The following is a 15461-nucleotide window of genomic DNA, read 5'->3' as shown; positions in this document are numbered from 1 at the left end:
TTTCGCACGTTTTTAGCACCTTTGTGCCCCGTCGATATCATCGTTAGGATGTAAACTCATGGACCAGCGCTTCGTACGCGATATTCTTGCCGGTAAAACCTATTTTATCCGCACATTCGGCTGCCAGATGAATCAGCACGACTCCGAGCGCGTGAGCGGTTTGCTCGATTCCTATGGCTGTCTTATGGCGCTCGATCCGGAGCATGCCGATATTGTCGTATTCATGACGTGCTGTGTGCGCGAGGCTGCCGATACGCGCCTGTACGGTCAGTGCAATTCCTGCAAGAGTCTTCCTCCTTCTCCTTCGGGCAAGCGTGTGGTCGCCGTGGGTGGTTGCATCGCTCAGCGCGATGGCGAGGGCCTGCTCACCAACGTCGATAACGTCAACGTTATTTTTGGTACGCATTCGATTGCGCACGTGGCGGAGCTTATCGCCGAGGCGTTTATGGATGGCAAGCGCCATATCCGCACGAATGAGCATGAAGATACGGACGCCATGAGTATGCCGTGGCATCGCGAGACGCAGTATCATGCATGGGTGCCCATCATGACGGGCTGCAACAACTTCTGCACGTACTGCATCGTGCCGTACGTCCGTGGTCGCGAGAAGAGCCGCCCCTTCGAGGAGATTGTCGACGAGGTGACGGGTCTGGTGCGTCAGGGTGTGCGCGAGATTACGCTGCTGGGACAAAACGTTAACTCCTACGGTCGCGATCTCTTTGGCAAGCCGCGCTTTGCCGACCTGCTGCGCGCCGTGGGTGATACGGGCGTCGAACGTATCTTCTTTACTTCTTCGCACCCCAAGGATTTGCTTCCCGAGACCATCGATGCTATGGCCGAGACACCTGCCGTTATGCCGCAGCTTCACCTAGCCGTTCAGTCGGGTTCCACGCGCATCCTTAAAGAGATGAATCGTCGGTACACGCGCGAGGATTATCTGGGCCTGGTCGATCGCATTCGTAACCGTATGCCCGAAATTGCGCTTTCGACCGACATCATTGTGGGCTTCCCGGGCGAGACCGAGCAAGACTTTGAGCAGACGCTCTCGCTTGCCGAGACGGTGCGCTATGCCCAGGCCTACACGTTTATTTACTCCAAGCGCGCCGGTACCCCGGCAGCTGAGATCTATGATCCCACCCCGCATGAGGTTATCCTTGAGCGCTTTAACCGTCTGGTCAAGGTTATCGAGACGACGGCATACGAGTATAACCAGGGCGAGCTTCACACCGTGGTGCCTGCGCTTATTGAGGGCACGAGCAAGAAAAACGACGCTGTCCTTCTTGGTAAAAGTCCTAAGAACCAGACAGTGCATGCGCCGATTCCCGCTGGCTATAGCATCGATCAGCTTATCGGCAAATTCGTCGACGTCGATGTGGATGTCGCCAAGACGTGGTATCTGTCTGGCTCCGTTGTGGGTGAGCCTCGCTAATGGTTTCCCCCGGCACAAACCTTTCTGCCGTAGCGATCGTCGGTCCGACGGCGGTCGGCAAGAGTGATGTTGCCGACCGCCTGGCTGCTCGTCTGTCGTCTGAAGTGTTATCGTGTGACGCGATGCAAATCTATCGCGGTATGGATATCGGTACGGCCAAGATGATGCCCGAGGAGTGCTCGGTGCCCCTGCGTCTTGTCGATATCGTGGACCCGGGCGTCGCGTATTCTGCTGCGCTCTATCAGTCTGATGCCCGGGCGCATATCGAGCGTTTGCTTGGTGAGCAACGGCTTCCGGTCTTTTGCGGCGGCACGGGCTTGTATCTTAAGGCTGCACTCGATGAAATGGATTTTCCTTCGGGAGAGCTCGAGGACGAACGTCGCACGGGTTATCAGGAGCTTGCCGAGCGTATTGGCGAGAAAGCTATGCATGCCCTGCTTGCCGAGCGTGATCCGGAATCGGCTGCCGTGATTCATCCCCATAACGTGCGCCGCGTGATCCGTGCGCTCGAGATGCACGATGACGGTGTGTCGTATGCCCAGCAGAAGTCTAAATTCAGCGTTCCACGTGAGCGCTATCATGCCATGTGGTTTGGTCTGACGCGTAGCCGTGAAGTGCTGTATGAGCGCATTAACCTGCGTGTCGACCTTATGTTTGAGCAGGGGCTGGTTGATGAGGTCCGTGGCCTTATGGACCAGGGCCTGGGTGATGCACTCACGTCGATGCAGGCAATCGGTTACAAAGAGATTATTGATGCCTTGCGAGGCGCTATTACCATGGATGAGGCCCGCGAGCTTATTAAGATGCGCTCACGTCGCTATGCCAAGCGCCAACTTTCCTGGTTTAAGCGTGACGACCGCATCGTGTGGTTCGATATGGATGAGTTTACGATCGATGAGGTCGTCGATGATATCTACCGTCGTATCGAGGCTGCCTAATGGCACGTTTTCCCTTGGTTCCCACGGTGCCTGAACCTGAGCGTGCCGTCTTGGTTGGTGTTGAGTGGCGCGATAACGCCTGGCCGCTCGACCGTTCGCTCGACGAGCTCGAGCGCTTGGCTCACACTGCTGGAGCCCAATGCGTGGCACGCTTGTCTCAGCGTCTGGTTAAACCTTATCCCAAATCGTTTATCGGCTCCGGTAAGGTCGAGGAGCTATGCGGTTTGGTTCATCGTATGGATGCGGATGTTGTAATCTTCGACGACGACTTGACTCCTTCACAGCAGTCCTATCTTGAGAAAGCCGTGGGCGAACCGGTCAAGATTATTGACCGTACGGCGTTGATTTTGGATATCTTTGGCCTGCATGCTCAGACGCGTGAGGGTCGCTTACAGGTGCAGCTGGCTCAGTTGCAGTATCTACTGCCTCGTCTGCGAGGTATGTGGAGCCACCTTGCTAAGGAACAGACGCGTGGCGGCATTGGATCGCGTTTTGGCCAGGGCGAAAGCCAGCTCGAGGTCGACCGTCGCCTGATTCGCGACAAGATCGCTGCGCTTCGCCGCGAATTGAAACAGGTTGAACAACGTCGTGATGTGCAATCGAAAAGCCGTATTGAATCGCCGGCGTTTCGCGTAGCGTTGGCTGGCTACACCAATGCCGGTAAGTCGACGTTGCTTAATCGATTGACGGGATCCACGGTACTTTCGCAGGATAAGCTGTTTGCCACGCTCGATCCTACGACGCGTTCGTACCGTTTACCCGGTGGCCGTGGCATGACGATCACTGATACCGTTGGCTTTATTCAAAAGCTGCCCCATGGCCTGGTCGACGCGTTTAAATCTACGCTTTCCGAGGTGCTCGGCGCCGATTTGGTTCTTAAAGTTGTGGATGCTTCCGATGAGGATTACGAGCGTCAGCTTGAGGCGGTTGATCGTGTCCTTGACGAGATTGGTGCCGGTGAGCGCCTGACGCTTACCGTGTTCAATAAAATCGATCTGCTCGATAGCGTCGACCGCTTGAGCTTTCGCCGGCGCTATCCCGAGGCGGTATTGTTCTCGGCTCAGACGGGTGAGGGCCTTGATGACTTAGTCGACCGCATCGCTCGTGAGGCGGCCGCTACGGACGTGTTGCTCTCGGCCGATATCCCGTATCGAGAGGGCGCGTTAATCACGCTTGTGCACGAACAGGGAACCCTTCTGCACGAGGAATACCTCGAGGACGGCGTTCGTATTGTGGCAAAGCTTCCAGCCCGTATCGCACCGCGTCTCGAGCGTTATCGAACAGAGTAAATCAGCTCCAGTACACCCAAGATAACCGGTTGATGCAGCAGGTAGAACGGCAGCGCATGGCGCCCGAGACTTGCGAGCGCCGGGATGGGATTCGCATAGGCCCATCCCGGCGCCTCATAGTTTGCTTCCTGAGTCGTGTGGGCGGCAAAGAAGCCTGCAAGGTACATAAATAAGAATGGTATGACTGGATAGTAATCACCAGAGACAAAGTCTGGGCTTGGGAAACCCAGCCAAGCTAAATAGGGGATAGGATAAACCGTTTTAGGAATGCTCCAGGTAAGGGTAAAAAGTGTGAGGCAAATTGCTATACCCCATACCGACGGCACTTTAACGATCACCGGACGCGCGAGCGCGACAATGGCGGTGCAGGCCGCCATGCAGAACATGATGCCGAAGTTCACCGAGTCATCGACTGAGACGAGCGTCGTCGCGACCCATACGACAAAAGCGGCAGCGGCATATTTGACGGCACGCTTGATGTTGTTGCGCGAGAGGGTGCACATCCAGCCGGCAATAAACAAAAAAACCCAACTGATGCTGGCACGCCAGATGTCTTGGAAGATGGTCTGAGTAAACCAGGGCATATCCCAACCATAAAGATAGGCAAGATCGTAGCAAGCATGAAATCCTGCCATCGACAGCATGGTAAATCCGCGAATGGTATCAAAGACCGTGATGCGGTTTTGCATTACGAGAACCGGCGCATCAATCCAACAACCTTGCCCAGGATCGTCGGATTTGTCGCATAGATGGGCTCCATGGTGTCGTTTTCGGGCTGCAAGCGAACTCGTCCCTGCTCCTTGTAGAACGTTTTGACCGTTGCGGAGCCATCGATCATGGCCACAACGATCTCGCCATTCATGGCACTCTTCTGTTCGCGAACGATGATATAGTCGCCGTTAAGGATACCGACGTTAATCATCGAATTGCCGTGGACCTCGAGGATAAAAGACCCCTGGTCCGTTGCGATCTCGGTCGGGATGGTAAAGGTGTCCTCGATATTCTGCTCGGCAAGGATGGGGATCCCTGCGGCGACACGGCCCACGAGGGGTAGCGATACGGTTCCGCGGGGTGCCGTGGGCTCATCGGACTTTGAGATGGAGACGGAGGCTCCGTCCTCGTCAAAGAGCTCTAGGGCACGAGGCTTGGTGGCGTCACGTTTGAGCAGGCCGCGTGCTTCCAGTGCGGAGAGATGTGCATGTACAGTGCTAGGGGAGGAAAGACCCACAGCCGAAGCCATCTCACGCACGCTGGGCGGATAGCCCTTTTCCTGCTGATACTCCTTGATGAAGTCGTAAATCTGCTGCTGTCGCTTGGTAATTTTGCGAGCCATCAGGGATTCCTCTCTACCTAACCCAAACAAATGTTCTATGTTTGCTTGACAGGAACAACTGTTCGAAGATAATAATAACCGAACACTCGTTCCCGCGCTAGACTTTTTTGTCCTCGCGGCTTGATAAAACAGTTCTCGTCAAAAAACGCGAGAGGAGAACATGATGAATGCAACGGATATGGTCCAGGGAAACCTCGCCCTTAAGTATGAGACGCCCGTATCGCCTTCCTTTACGGTCGTGAAGGGCGGACGCTGCGATTTTCAAGCCATGGCCGCTGGGCCTGTTCGCTCCAAACATGCAGTCGCTGTTTCGGCTCCCGTTGCCCTAAAGGCCTCGACAATAGTCGCTGTTGCCGTAGCGTTCACCTTGTTTTTTGTTCTTTCCGCTTCAGTCTTTTCTGCTCGTCATGCAGCATATGCTGATTCCGTTGCCAACGTTACCTACGAGACGATTCATGTACAGTCCGGAGATTCCTTGTGGTCGCTTGCTCAGGAGCATTCCGTCGACGGTCTTTCTACACAGGAGACTTCTGACATAATTCGCAGTGTCAATCATCTGGAGCATGGGTCACTCGATGCGGGTGACGTTCTTAAAGTTCCTGCGCGTTCGTAAGATTTAAACTCCGGCACATGGTACCCTTGTTATCGTTTTGGAGGAGGTACCATGCGCTGTCCCAGATGCGGCAATGCACATACCCGTGTTGTCGATTCCCGTATGCAGGAATCTAATAACACCATTAAACGTCGTCGTGAATGTTGTTCGTGCAACTATCGCTTCACAACATTCGAGCGATGCGAAGACCCCATCGAGGTCATCAAATCTGACGGGTCAAAGCAGCGGTTCGATCGCAATAAGCTGCTGGTCGGCTTAATGCGCGCTACGATTAAGCGCGACATCGACACGAAAAAGCTCAATGAGCTCATCGATGACATCGAGGTGGAGCTGCGTTCCCGTACGCTGACGGCTGTTACGTCCCACGACCTGGGCGACATGGTGCTTAAGCGCTTGGCCAAGATCGACAAGGTGGCCTACATTCGCTTTGCCTCGGTCTATCGCGATTTCAAAGACATCGATGAGTTTTTGCAAGAGCTCGACAAGCTAAGGTGATTTTATGTCCAACATTACGGTCAACATTAAGCGTCTCGACCCTACGATCGAGCTTCCCAAATACGCCCATCCCACTGATGCCGGTTTGGACCTCCGTGCCAATGAGGACTGTACCCTTAAGCCCTTCGAGCGACGCTTGGTCTCTACTGGCCTTGCGATCGCGCTGCCCGATGGATACGCTGGCTTCGTTCAGCCTCGCAGTGGCCTGGCTATTAAGCAGGGTCTGTCTATAGTCAACACTCCTGGCCTCATCGACGCCCACTACCGAGGAGAACTCAAAGTCATCCTTATCAACCTGGATCCATCCAATGAAATCCAGATCAACAAGGGTGACCGAATCGCTCAACTTGTCATCCAAGAAGTTCCCACGGTCAATCTCGTGGAGGTAGACGAACTAGACGAAACCGACCGAGGAGCCGGCGGTTTCGGTTCTAGCGGCGTATTGTAATGTCCGCTCACCCGTGGGTGGCCCCTATATATCATTCCATGCTCAAACATTCTCGCGGGGGCGCTCGTATCCCTCCCGCCCGCCTCTCACACATATCATTCCATGCTCAAACATTCTCGCTTCGCTTCGCTCGCTGCGAAACTGCGCGTGGAACGATATGTGTGAGAGGCGGGCGGGCGGCTACTCGCTTGAAAAATATTTACATTCTAGTAAGCCAATTCGACAAAGGAACAGTCCCTTTGTCGCATTGGCTTACTACATTTGAATTTTCCGGTTTCGCCTTTGCAGATTCTAATGGTGGGGAATCTGGTATAGCTGCTAATACGTAAACGCAGCTTGCCTGCGGGAGGCCCCTATATATCGTCCCGCGCGCAGTTTCGCAGCGAAGCGAGAATGTTTGAGCACGGGATGATATATAGGGGCCTCCCGCAGGCAAGCGGACAGTCCAATGCTAGCGGATATGCGCGGGTTTTCCGCCCCAGTAGAAGCGGCAGAAGGCTCGTTTGCGCTTTTGGGGCTTGCCTACAAGTTCCATGGTTGCGATGGCGATGTCCTCGGCCGCGTGTGGACGGCGTAGCACTTCGCCATTGATGAGCAGTGCCTTGAGCGACTCGGGATGATCGTGGAGATGGCGCAGCGTCACGATGAGCTCGCGTGCGGTGGTGACATGCATACTGGCGCCCAAGTCGGTGAGCATGGTGGTGTTGGCCTTTTCCTGGCCATAGGACTTGCCCAGCAGAATCATCGGCAGGTGTGCACACAGGCATTCGGTAACAGTGAGTCCGCCCGATTTGAGAATGGCCAGATCGCAGCCGTGCATGAGCGCTGCCATGTCATCGACATAGTCAAGGACCGTGACGTTTTCGAGTTTCATGGCTTCGAAGAGCGTTTTCAGGCGCGTGGCGTATTCCGTGTCCTTGCCCGGCAAAAAGACAAAGTGCATATCCTCGAAGCTACGGAGGAAGGGGAGGGTGTGGTCCATCGCCGCGCGAAAGCGAACGTACGGTTGAGGCAAACTGGCGCCGGCCATTACCAGCACAATGGTCTTGTCGATAGGGAGATTGAACTTCTCGAGTTCTTCCTCACGATTGTAATCCGTGTCAAATCCAGTGCGAATAGGGATGCCCGTAATGCGTATCTTTGCCTCGGGAACCTTGCGTGGGCGGAGCGTCTCGGCCATAAACTCGTTTGCCACGCAGAATAAGTCAGTGTCCTTATGGGGCCACCAGCCCTCGACCTCGTAATCGGTCGGCACGCAAATGACGGGATAGTCGATGCCCGTAATGACGCGCGCACCAACCGCAACGTTGGCTGCCGTGATATGTGTGGCGACCACGGCAATAGGCCTACGAGTGCGAACGTATTCGTTAAATGCGGGGAACATAATGCGCGACCATGCCGTGCCGCCGCCCCAAAGCAGGTGTCCGGTAAGGGTATATCGCCAGGTCAAGTCATAAATTGGGCGTGTGGCGCCGGTAAACGATGCGGCCGTTTTGTTGCCGTCGAATTTTATGCGTCCAAAATCGAGGATATCCAAGACCTCAATCTCGACATCCTGCGGTATGCCCTTGGTACCGCGTATAAGCTCGAATGCTTGTGCGATAGCATTGGCTGCCGCTTTGTGTCCCGAACCAACCGATGCGTGGACAATGGTCACTAAGGGCTTTTGTCCAGGTGACGGCATCAATTGCTCCGATTGAGGGGCGCTTTGCGTGGGCAGGGGAGCGTCATTGCCCATCTGCGTTTGATCCATCGATAACTCCCCTTCATCGTTGTTTCGCAAAGAATCATTGTAGTGCATGACTGTCATGTTCTCCTAAATTTGGGTATGAGCGCAAAGAACACCAATGTTTCGATGAGAGGACACTCCATGACTACCAATCAGCCGATCGATGTTGCGATTATCGGCGGCGGCCCAGCGGGCTATGCTGCAGCCATTTATGCGTCGCGCTCCAATCTAACGACGACCGTGATTGAGCAAGGCATGTCGGGAGGACAGATCGCCACAACCAATGAGGTCGAAAACTATCCGGGCATTCCGCTCTTGAGCGGCGCCGAACTCGGCGAGCGTTTTCAGCAACATGCAGAGGGCCTGGGTGCGCAGGTCGTATGGAGCATGGTGACGGGTATCGATTACGATACGGATGCGGCGCTGTTTACGGTGCATCACGATACGGGCGACACGGTGGCCTCGAGTGTTATCGCTTGCATGGGCGCCACGCCGCGCTCTGCTGGTTTTGTTGGCGAGGATACGTATCGCGGTCGCGGCGTTTCGTATTGTGCGACGTGCGACGGCATGTTCTTTCGTGGCAAACAGGTCTTTGTCATTGGCGGCGGTAATGCTGCCTGCGAGGAAGCCCTGTTCTTATCAGAAATTGCCAGCAGCGTGACCATCGTCTTGCGCCGTGATCAGTTCCGTGCTCCCGATGGCGTGGTTCAAAAGGTGCTCGCAAAAGATAATATTTCTGTTAGGTACCAAACTAGTATTGTGGAGCTATCGGGCGAGGCCATGCCTACAACTATCACGTTTAAGGACAACGCCACCGGTGATACCTATTCCGAGTCCTTCGATCCAGGTTCGTTTGGCATCTTTGTCTTTGCCGGAACACAGCCCCATACCGAGCTTGTACAGCATCTGGTGGATCTGGCGCCTGACGGCGGTATCGTTACCGACGACTCGATGGCCACGCGCACGCCGGGCTTGTTTGCTGCCGGCGATATCCGTTCCAAGCGTTTACGCCAGGTTGTGACCGCCGTTTCGGACGGAGCCATAGCGGCAACCAGCGCATACGCCTTCTTACGAGGATAAGTACGATAATATATCTTATGTAAGGTTGCTATCTTTATACATAGTGGTTGGACGGTGCGTCAATGTGCTGTCCAACCACTTTTACTTAGCGGCTATGTGGTATGCAAAACTAGATAATCTAGAATACAATATAGAAAACGAACGGAGGCCTCTTATGAACCACGTCAAACATGTTATCCCGATGTCCGATACATCGGTCAGCATTAAGCCGGAGGATATTCAGCCGACGGTGCTGCCGGATGCATTTATTCAGTCCGATATGGTGGGTAAACTCAATGCGTTGAGCCTGCCACGCTATGACCAGCTACCCAACGTAACACTCTATCGCGATCAGGTTATTGAATATGTTGCGCTGTGGATGGAGCCGCTTTCGATTTGCGTAGAGCAGCCCGTTATCACGCCTTCGATGATCAATAACTACGTAAAGGTCGGCCTCGTTCCTGCTCCGGTTAAAAAGCAGTATGGCCGTGAGCAGATTGCGCGTCTCATCGCCATTTGTATCTTTAAGCAGGTGCTGCCCATCGCTGCGGTTCAGGCGCTCTTTAATATTCAGCGCTTGAGCTACGACGCTCCGACGGCTTTCGATTATGTAGTCGATCAGCTTGAGGCATCGATTCGTGCGGCTTTTTCCCTTGAGCAGACTCCGGTGCCCGATACCGCACATCAGGTTACGCGCGAGTCATTGCTCGTACGCAGTGCGGTTTCGTCCTTTGTATCGAAGGCGTATCTGATGAGCTACCTCAAGTTTAATGGGTTTAATAGCTAGGCGACGTATAACGCGGGCGGGATAAAGAGCCATCAGGCACTTTGTCCCGCCCGCGTTTTTGCTTGGTTGAGCTTTATTGGCCCGAAGCCATGCCCATGCCGTAGCCGATGATGAGACCATGCATCTCGGCGTAATAGGAATCTAGGCCGTTGCAGGGCATGATGATAATCTTGGAGCCTGGCCAGTGCTCCACAATGCGGTCGGCAAGCGCTTGGGCTCCAGCTTCGTTCTCAACGTGATCGATGATGACCTCGCCGCCCGTGAAACCCTCGGCCTCCATGGTGTCGACAATCTTGGCGAGCATCTTCTTTTCGCCACGCGTATGCCCAACGAGTTCAATTTCACCCGCTTCGCTCGCCGTGCCCAAAATGCGGATGTTGAGCTTGTTGGCAATAACACCGGCCGCCTTGGGGATACGTCCGGCCTTCGCAAGGTTTTCGTAATTGCATAAACTAAAGAGGATCTTGCTGTTCTGCTCCAAGCTATCGAAGTAGGCGCAGGCTTCCTCAAAGGAGGCATCCGGTTTACTTGCTAGATAACGATCAAACAGTAAGAAGATCAGGTCCATCTTGCCGCCTGCTGCGCGCGAATTAACCAGGTGAATCTTACGATTGGGCTCTTCGGCAAGCACCATGTCACGTGCCGTGGCCGCGGCATTGTAGCTTCCCGAGACGCCCTCGGAGATGGGCATGCAGATCGTCTTGTCGGCGAGCTTAAAGAGCTCAGCCCACTCCCCTACGCTTGGGCAGGAGCTCGATGATGCGCTGGATTCCGATTGAATGGCAACATTAAGCTCGTGAACATCGAGCGAGAGATCGTCGACAAATTCACGCTCCCCCACTCGGATCTTAAGGGGTGCAAATGCAAAGGTGGTATGAGGTGCGGTTGGTTGCCAATCGCGAAGATTGCAGCTCGAATCTGAGATGAGTGCCCAGCTCATTGAGGGTCCTTTCTAGTTGTTCCTCAACAATTATAGCTATCTTTTGGATAGATGCTGCGCATATCTAGTATTCAAAACTAGATTGTAGTTTACACACAAAATGGGCGGTCGAGATAAAACAATGGACCTCGCTCCCAAAGGATACGAGGTCCACTTTCGTTAGCTGAGTTAAAAACACTTAATAGCGAACGAAAATATAATTGTTGTTCATGCCAGCGGCAACAGAGCTGATGATAACTCCCGTGCTGTAGTCGGAAGCATGGATCATCTGGCCGTTACCAATGTAGATGCCGGTGTGGTAAGAGTTAACAACGACGTCGCCCGGCTGAGGATCAGAAACACGGGGCCAACCCATGAAGGTGCCGGTAGTGCCCAGGCGACAGTAGCGACCGGTGAGGCAGTAGCTTACAAAGCCGGAGCAGTCAAAGCTGTTCGGGCCAATGCCGCCCCAGGAATAAGCACAACCAAGCTTGCTATAAGCGCGAGAGACAACGCTGCCGCCGTCAACGGACTGGCTCGGCGCGGAAGGGGCCGGTGCCGGGGCGGGCGTCGAGGGCTGCGGCGTGGGAGCAGGAGCGGGCGCGGGCGCAGGCGTGTTACCGCCGCCATTGTTGGTCGTACCGCCACCATTGTTGGTGTTCTCGGTCGTACCGGCGGTGTCGTTGCTCACCGTAGCCTTTTCGGCGGTGCTGGCATTTATGCCAGCCTGCAGCGCGGCGTTCGCCTCGGCCTCGGCGGCAAGCTCGGCCTGCAGCTGTGAATCCAGGGAGTTCACGACACTCTGGGCCTCAGCCTGCTGGGCATTGAGCTCGTCGACCTTCTTCTGCGTCGCGGCGACGTTCTTCTCCTGCTCGGCCTGCTTATCGGTGAGCTGCTGCTTAAGGTTCTTGACCTCCTGAATGGTCTGGGCCTGCTTGTCGGAAACCTTGCCGTAGTAGAACAAACGGTTGAGCATATCGCCCAGATCGTCGACGCCCGTCAGAACCTGAAGGAGACTCAGACCGCCGGTCTTGTACTCACCGGCAACGTAGCTCGAAAGCTTTGCCTGACCCTCGGCAATCTCTTGCTGCTTTTGCGTGATCTCGCCTGCAGTCTGATCAAGTTCCTGCGTCTGAGCGGAGAGTTCTTCATGAATTTGCTGGGTTTGCGTACCGATCTGCTCGAGTTTGGTACGAGCGGCGGCAAGATCGGACGCGGTATCGGCATAGGCAGGAGCCGCGAGGCCCAAGCCCAAAACACAAGCGAGGGTTGCCGTAGCAGCGCAGCGTGCCATGTTTTTGTGCGTGTTTGCTGTGCGCATGGAGCTTCCTTTCCGGTATCTAAGGGTAGCGGCTAGTCCACCGTTACCAGGCTAAAGAGCTCAACGTCCTCGTTAGAAGGCGTGAGCTTCTTGCGCGGATTAAGAAACGCAAGCTCAAGGATACAACCATAACCTACGAGCTTTGCGCCCATATCTCGCACCAGTTTACCTGTTGCCTCGACGGTTCCGCCCGTCGCGACCAAGTCGTCCAGAATCAACACGGTATCTTTAGAGCTGATGGCATCGACGTGAATCTCAATCGAATCGGTTCCATACTCGAGCTCGTATTCCTGGCTAACGGTCTTACGTGGCAGTTTTCCCGGTTTACGTGCAGGAACAAAGCCGGCGCCGAGTGCCACGGCAACAGGCACGCCTACCATAAAACCGCGAGCCTCGGGTCCTACAACCTTAGTGATGCCCATGCCGGAGAAATGCTCCGCTAGCGCGTCGACCATGGCTTTAAGCGCTTCGGGATTGCTAAAGAGCGGCGTGATGTCCTTAAAGACGACTCCGGGCTCGGGATAGTCGGGGATGTCGACGATGTGAGATTCGAAGTCGTACATGGTGTGACCTTTCATGGGAGGCTGGTTTGTAGAAGCGTTTATTTGTCCGCGCTGGCGGTGCCGGTGTGCGAGGGGGCGACAACCTTAAGCGGCTGCACGAGGGATTCCTCGCGCACGGGGACCGCGGAGGCAGATGCCTCTTCGCTTTTGGCTTTGGTTGATTCGGAGCGTGCGATCTCCTCATCGAGGGCATCGATATCGGCGTCCTCGACTACGGCGTTGAGTGACTCAAACACGCGGTTTTTGAGCAGCGCAGTATGCACGCCCTCGGTGAGGTCATGTAACTTCTTAAACGCGCGTTCGAGCTTGGCATCGCGTTCGTCATCGGAGGTGTCCATGCCAAGCATACTCACGAGCACTTGCTCGAACATCGAAGACTCGCGGTTGGCGGATGATACGTACTGACGAAGGTTTCGCGGCTCGATATGAAAGCGTGACAGCTCGGAACAGTAGCGGATAATCGGAAAATCGCGCCCGTCGACGAGCTCACGGTTCTGCGGACTCTTGATAATGCGAATAAGGTCGTTTTCGGCCAAGGAGCGAATAAACGAGATCTCGACGCCCAACATATCCGGAATGGTCTCGATGGGGTGCAGTTTCTGCTTGGTTTCCTTTGGTTCCGTCTTGAGCGGAACATCGGACAGCAGACCCACCTCGTAGGCAAGCGTGGAGAGATCTGTAGCGTTTTCCAGACGTTGCTTGATCACGTTGAGCGGCATGTAGCGAGTCTTCTGCAGGTGCAGAATGACCTCAAGACGGTCAACGTCCTCCTTGGAGTATTGGCGATACCCCTTAGGCGTACGATGAGGGGTGATGAGCCCCTCATCTTCTAGAAATCTAATTTTTGAGTTCGAAAGATCGGGGTATGCGCCTCGAAGTAAATTGACGACCTGGCCGATACTCAGATAGTTGCGTTCGGCCATGCCCTACTCACCGGTTTCGATGCGCTCCGGCGTGCTCTCGTGGTAGATGAGCGTAAACGTACCGATCTGGACGGAAGATCCGTCGTGCAGCGGGGCGGCATTGACGATAGCGCCGTCAACCCACGTGCCGTTGAGCGAGCCTAAGTCCTCGATGCGAGCAGCCAGACCCTCGCGAATAATGCGTGCGTGGCTACGCGATACGGTCATGTCATTGAGGAAAATGCCGTTTGCCGGATCGCGGCCAATGGTGGTCACATCATCCTCGAGTTCAAAGGCAGCACCGGTCTGCGGCCCCTTGACAATAGACAGAACGGGGGCAGTGATGCGAACGTTCGCCATAAGATCGGGAACGGTAACGTCGCTCGAAGGCACACGGAAGACGCAGGTTGCGTCGGCAGTCTTATCGTTTTGAGGCATATTGTTAACCATGTTGTCCATGACAACCCCTAACTTAACGCGGACATGCCGCAAAGAATGAACTGTACGTAATAATACCCCAATGGCTTAGTCTTCGATTTCGGGGTTAAGAAAGTCGACGTCTTCGTCCTCTGGATGCGCAACAGCCTGTTTAATGGCCGCTCCACCCTTAATGGAATAGATGACAGCGGTGAGCATGGAGAAGATGACGCCGCCATACACAAAGAAGATGCCGAGCGGTACCGAGCTGCCGTTGAGGCCCGGGAAGGCCGTGAACGTGGCAGGCAGCAGATGCCAGCCGTCCACGACGGGAAAGCCCAGCAGCATGAGCGAGAAGCCGGTCATGAGCAGCGCCGTGGCAATCTTGCCGGGAAACACTACGTCGATGGGGCGGCGGTGGTAGTGGCGCACGATGAGCGTGCCGATGCCCAGGTAGATATCGCGCCCAATGATGAGCACGCAGACCCAGATGGGAAGCTCGCCGCGAACCACGAGACCTAAAACGCCTGTAAATAGCAGCGCACGGTCGCAGATGGGATCCATAACCTTGCCGAGCCACGAGACCGTTTTAGTCATGCGGGCAATCTGACCGTCCATCCAGTCGGTGGAGGCCGCGATGGCATAGATGACTATGGCGACGACACGGTTGTTGTCCGTCACAAACAGGTACAGGAAGACCAGCGTGAGGACCAGGCGCGTGAAGGTAATGAAATTGGAGATCGTGAAAATCTTATTCGACGGGTAATCGGAGGTGCCGATAAGCTCCTTTTTGATCTTCTTTTTGATGCCCACAGGACTCCCCCGCTGGTAAACGACAAAACTCTCGATACTATACCCGTTCTGGCGACGTCTATCCAGCGCGAGCATAGAGAGTCCAGACATGTGGAGGACGGTATCGGCCGGGATGTTTATCGCTTTTGTGTACATCAGCCTCCAAACATGTCGAAAAATGTTGTTTTTGGAGGCTGATGTACAGGTTTTTTGTTGCGCAGACTCATTGAACGGGAAAGTCGTTGACTCTTCGTTGCTATAAGCAATTGCTTAAAACAAAAAAGGTCAGGCACTAGGTGCCTGACCTGCAAACTTCTGGTCGGGACGACTGGATTCGAACCAGCGACCCCTTGACCCCCAGTCAAGTGCGCTACCAAGCTGCGCCACGTCCCGAAGCTTATGTTTGTTGCTCTGCTCTCGCTCGCAA

The 15461-nt window shown here is 54.7% G+C and carries 17 protein-coding genes and 1 tRNA gene; 8 read left to right on the top strand and 10 right to left on the bottom strand.

What is annotated here, in order from left to right; genetic code table 11:
- Positions 1-58 precede the first annotated feature (58 nt).
- Genes miaB through hflX form a run of 3 tightly spaced genes read left to right on the top strand, consistent with a single transcriptional unit; the run spans position 59 to position 3656 of the window.
- On the top strand, positions 59-1429 hold the full coding sequence (miaB, locus tag ACTQZF_RS01255) for a tRNA (N6-isopentenyl adenosine(37)-C2)-methylthiotransferase MiaB (RefSeq protein ID WP_441554332.1): 1371 nt from the start codon (positions 59-61) through the stop codon (positions 1427-1429).
- Positions 1429-2367, top strand: coding sequence for a tRNA (adenosine(37)-N6)-dimethylallyltransferase MiaA (gene miaA / locus ACTQZF_RS01250; RefSeq protein ID WP_441554331.1), 939 nt, complete (start codon positions 1429-1431; stop codon positions 2365-2367). Before miaB ends, miaA begins: the two co-directional genes overlap by 1 nt.
- A complete protein-coding gene (gene hflX, locus ACTQZF_RS01245; protein ID WP_441554329.1) occupies positions 2367-3656 on the top strand; it encodes a GTPase HflX in 1290 nt (429 codons plus the stop codon). The genes miaA and hflX overlap by 1 nt, the downstream gene beginning before the upstream one ends.
- Here the strand turns inward: hflX and ACTQZF_RS01240 are convergent.
- Positions 3641-4345 (bottom strand): heparan-alpha-glucosaminide N-acetyltransferase, encoded by a 705-nt coding sequence (locus ACTQZF_RS01240; RefSeq protein ID WP_427748033.1) that lies wholly within the window; start codon positions 4343-4345, stop codon positions 3641-3643. The genes hflX and ACTQZF_RS01240 overlap by 16 nt on opposite strands.
- The gene (lexA, locus tag ACTQZF_RS01235) at positions 4345-4989 is read right to left on the bottom strand and encodes a transcriptional repressor LexA (RefSeq protein WP_427717464.1); all 645 of its coding nucleotides are present in this window, start codon (positions 4987-4989) and stop codon (positions 4345-4347) included. Before lexA ends, ACTQZF_RS01240 begins: the two co-directional genes overlap by 1 nt.
- 163 nt (positions 4990-5152) lie before the next feature.
- Between lexA and ACTQZF_RS01230 the strand changes: the two genes are divergently transcribed.
- From ACTQZF_RS01230 to dut, 3 genes are read left to right on the top strand one after another with little or no spacing between them, the layout of a single operon-like run.
- Complete coding sequence (locus ACTQZF_RS01230) at positions 5153-5602, top strand: LysM peptidoglycan-binding domain-containing protein (protein WP_441554328.1); 450 nt, start codon at positions 5153-5155, stop codon at positions 5600-5602.
- A 51-nt stretch (positions 5603-5653) separates the two neighbouring features.
- A complete protein-coding gene (gene nrdR, locus ACTQZF_RS01225; RefSeq protein ID WP_154516361.1) occupies positions 5654-6097 on the top strand; it encodes a transcriptional regulator NrdR in 444 nt (147 codons plus the stop codon).
- Between the two features lie 4 nt (positions 6098-6101).
- Positions 6102-6545 (top strand): dUTP diphosphatase, encoded by a 444-nt coding sequence (dut, locus tag ACTQZF_RS01220; protein ID WP_154516364.1) that lies wholly within the window; start codon positions 6102-6104, stop codon positions 6543-6545.
- A 451-nt stretch (positions 6546-6996) separates the two neighbouring features.
- Here the strand turns inward: dut and ACTQZF_RS01215 are convergent, their stop codons facing one another.
- Positions 6997-8298, bottom strand: a complete 1302-nt coding sequence (locus ACTQZF_RS01215; protein WP_441554327.1) for an MGDG synthase family glycosyltransferase — start codon at positions 8296-8298, stop codon at positions 6997-6999.
- Between the two features lie 117 nt (positions 8299-8415).
- On the opposite strand from ACTQZF_RS01215, the gene ACTQZF_RS01210 reads away from it, so the two are divergent.
- Both ACTQZF_RS01210 and ACTQZF_RS01205 read left to right on the top strand, forming a co-directional pair.
- Positions 8416-9354, top strand: a complete 939-nt coding sequence (locus tag ACTQZF_RS01210; RefSeq protein WP_441554326.1) for an NAD(P)/FAD-dependent oxidoreductase — start codon at positions 8416-8418, stop codon at positions 9352-9354.
- A 154-nt stretch (positions 9355-9508) separates the two neighbouring features.
- Entirely contained in the window at positions 9509-10120 is a 612-nt protein-coding gene (locus ACTQZF_RS01205; protein WP_427726793.1) for a DUF1836 domain-containing protein, read from the top strand.
- A 73-nt stretch (positions 10121-10193) separates the two neighbouring features.
- Here ACTQZF_RS01205 and ACTQZF_RS01200 read toward each other — a convergent pair whose 3' ends face one another.
- From ACTQZF_RS01200 to ACTQZF_RS01170, 7 genes are all read right to left on the bottom strand, one after another.
- Positions 10194-11060: a DegV family protein gene (locus tag ACTQZF_RS01200; RefSeq protein ID WP_441554325.1), complete on the bottom strand. Its 867-nt coding sequence runs from the start codon at positions 11058-11060 to the stop codon at positions 10194-10196.
- A gap of 178 nt (positions 11061-11238) precedes the next feature.
- The gene (locus ACTQZF_RS01195) at positions 11239-12360 is read right to left on the bottom strand and encodes a coiled-coil domain-containing protein (protein WP_441048408.1); all 1122 of its coding nucleotides are present in this window, start codon (positions 12358-12360) and stop codon (positions 11239-11241) included.
- A 32-nt stretch (positions 12361-12392) separates the two neighbouring features.
- Positions 12393-12938, bottom strand: coding sequence for an adenine phosphoribosyltransferase (locus ACTQZF_RS01190; RefSeq protein ID WP_441015444.1), 546 nt, complete (start codon positions 12936-12938; stop codon positions 12393-12395).
- A 23-nt stretch (positions 12939-12961) separates the two neighbouring features.
- Complete coding sequence (gene ftsR, locus ACTQZF_RS01185) at positions 12962-13846, bottom strand: transcriptional regulator FtsR (protein ID WP_154516382.1); 885 nt, start codon at positions 13844-13846, stop codon at positions 12962-12964.
- 3 nt (positions 13847-13849) lie between these two features.
- Positions 13850-14284, bottom strand: coding sequence for an FHA domain-containing protein (locus ACTQZF_RS01180; RefSeq protein WP_195838557.1), 435 nt, complete (start codon positions 14282-14284; stop codon positions 13850-13852).
- A gap of 66 nt (positions 14285-14350) precedes the next feature.
- A complete protein-coding gene (locus ACTQZF_RS01175) occupies positions 14351-15055 on the bottom strand; it encodes a CDP-alcohol phosphatidyltransferase family protein (protein WP_441536134.1) in 705 nt (234 codons plus the stop codon).
- Between the two features lie 295 nt (positions 15056-15350).
- Positions 15351-15427: transfer RNA gene (locus ACTQZF_RS01170), tRNA-Pro, on the bottom strand.
- Between the last annotated feature and the right edge of the window lie 34 nt (positions 15428-15461).

The organism is Collinsella sp. LCP19S3_H3, assembly GCF_052119145.1.
GTDB lineage: Bacteria > Actinomycetota > Coriobacteriia > Coriobacteriales > Coriobacteriaceae > Collinsella.
This window is presented reverse-complemented; position numbering and strand designations above follow the sequence as displayed.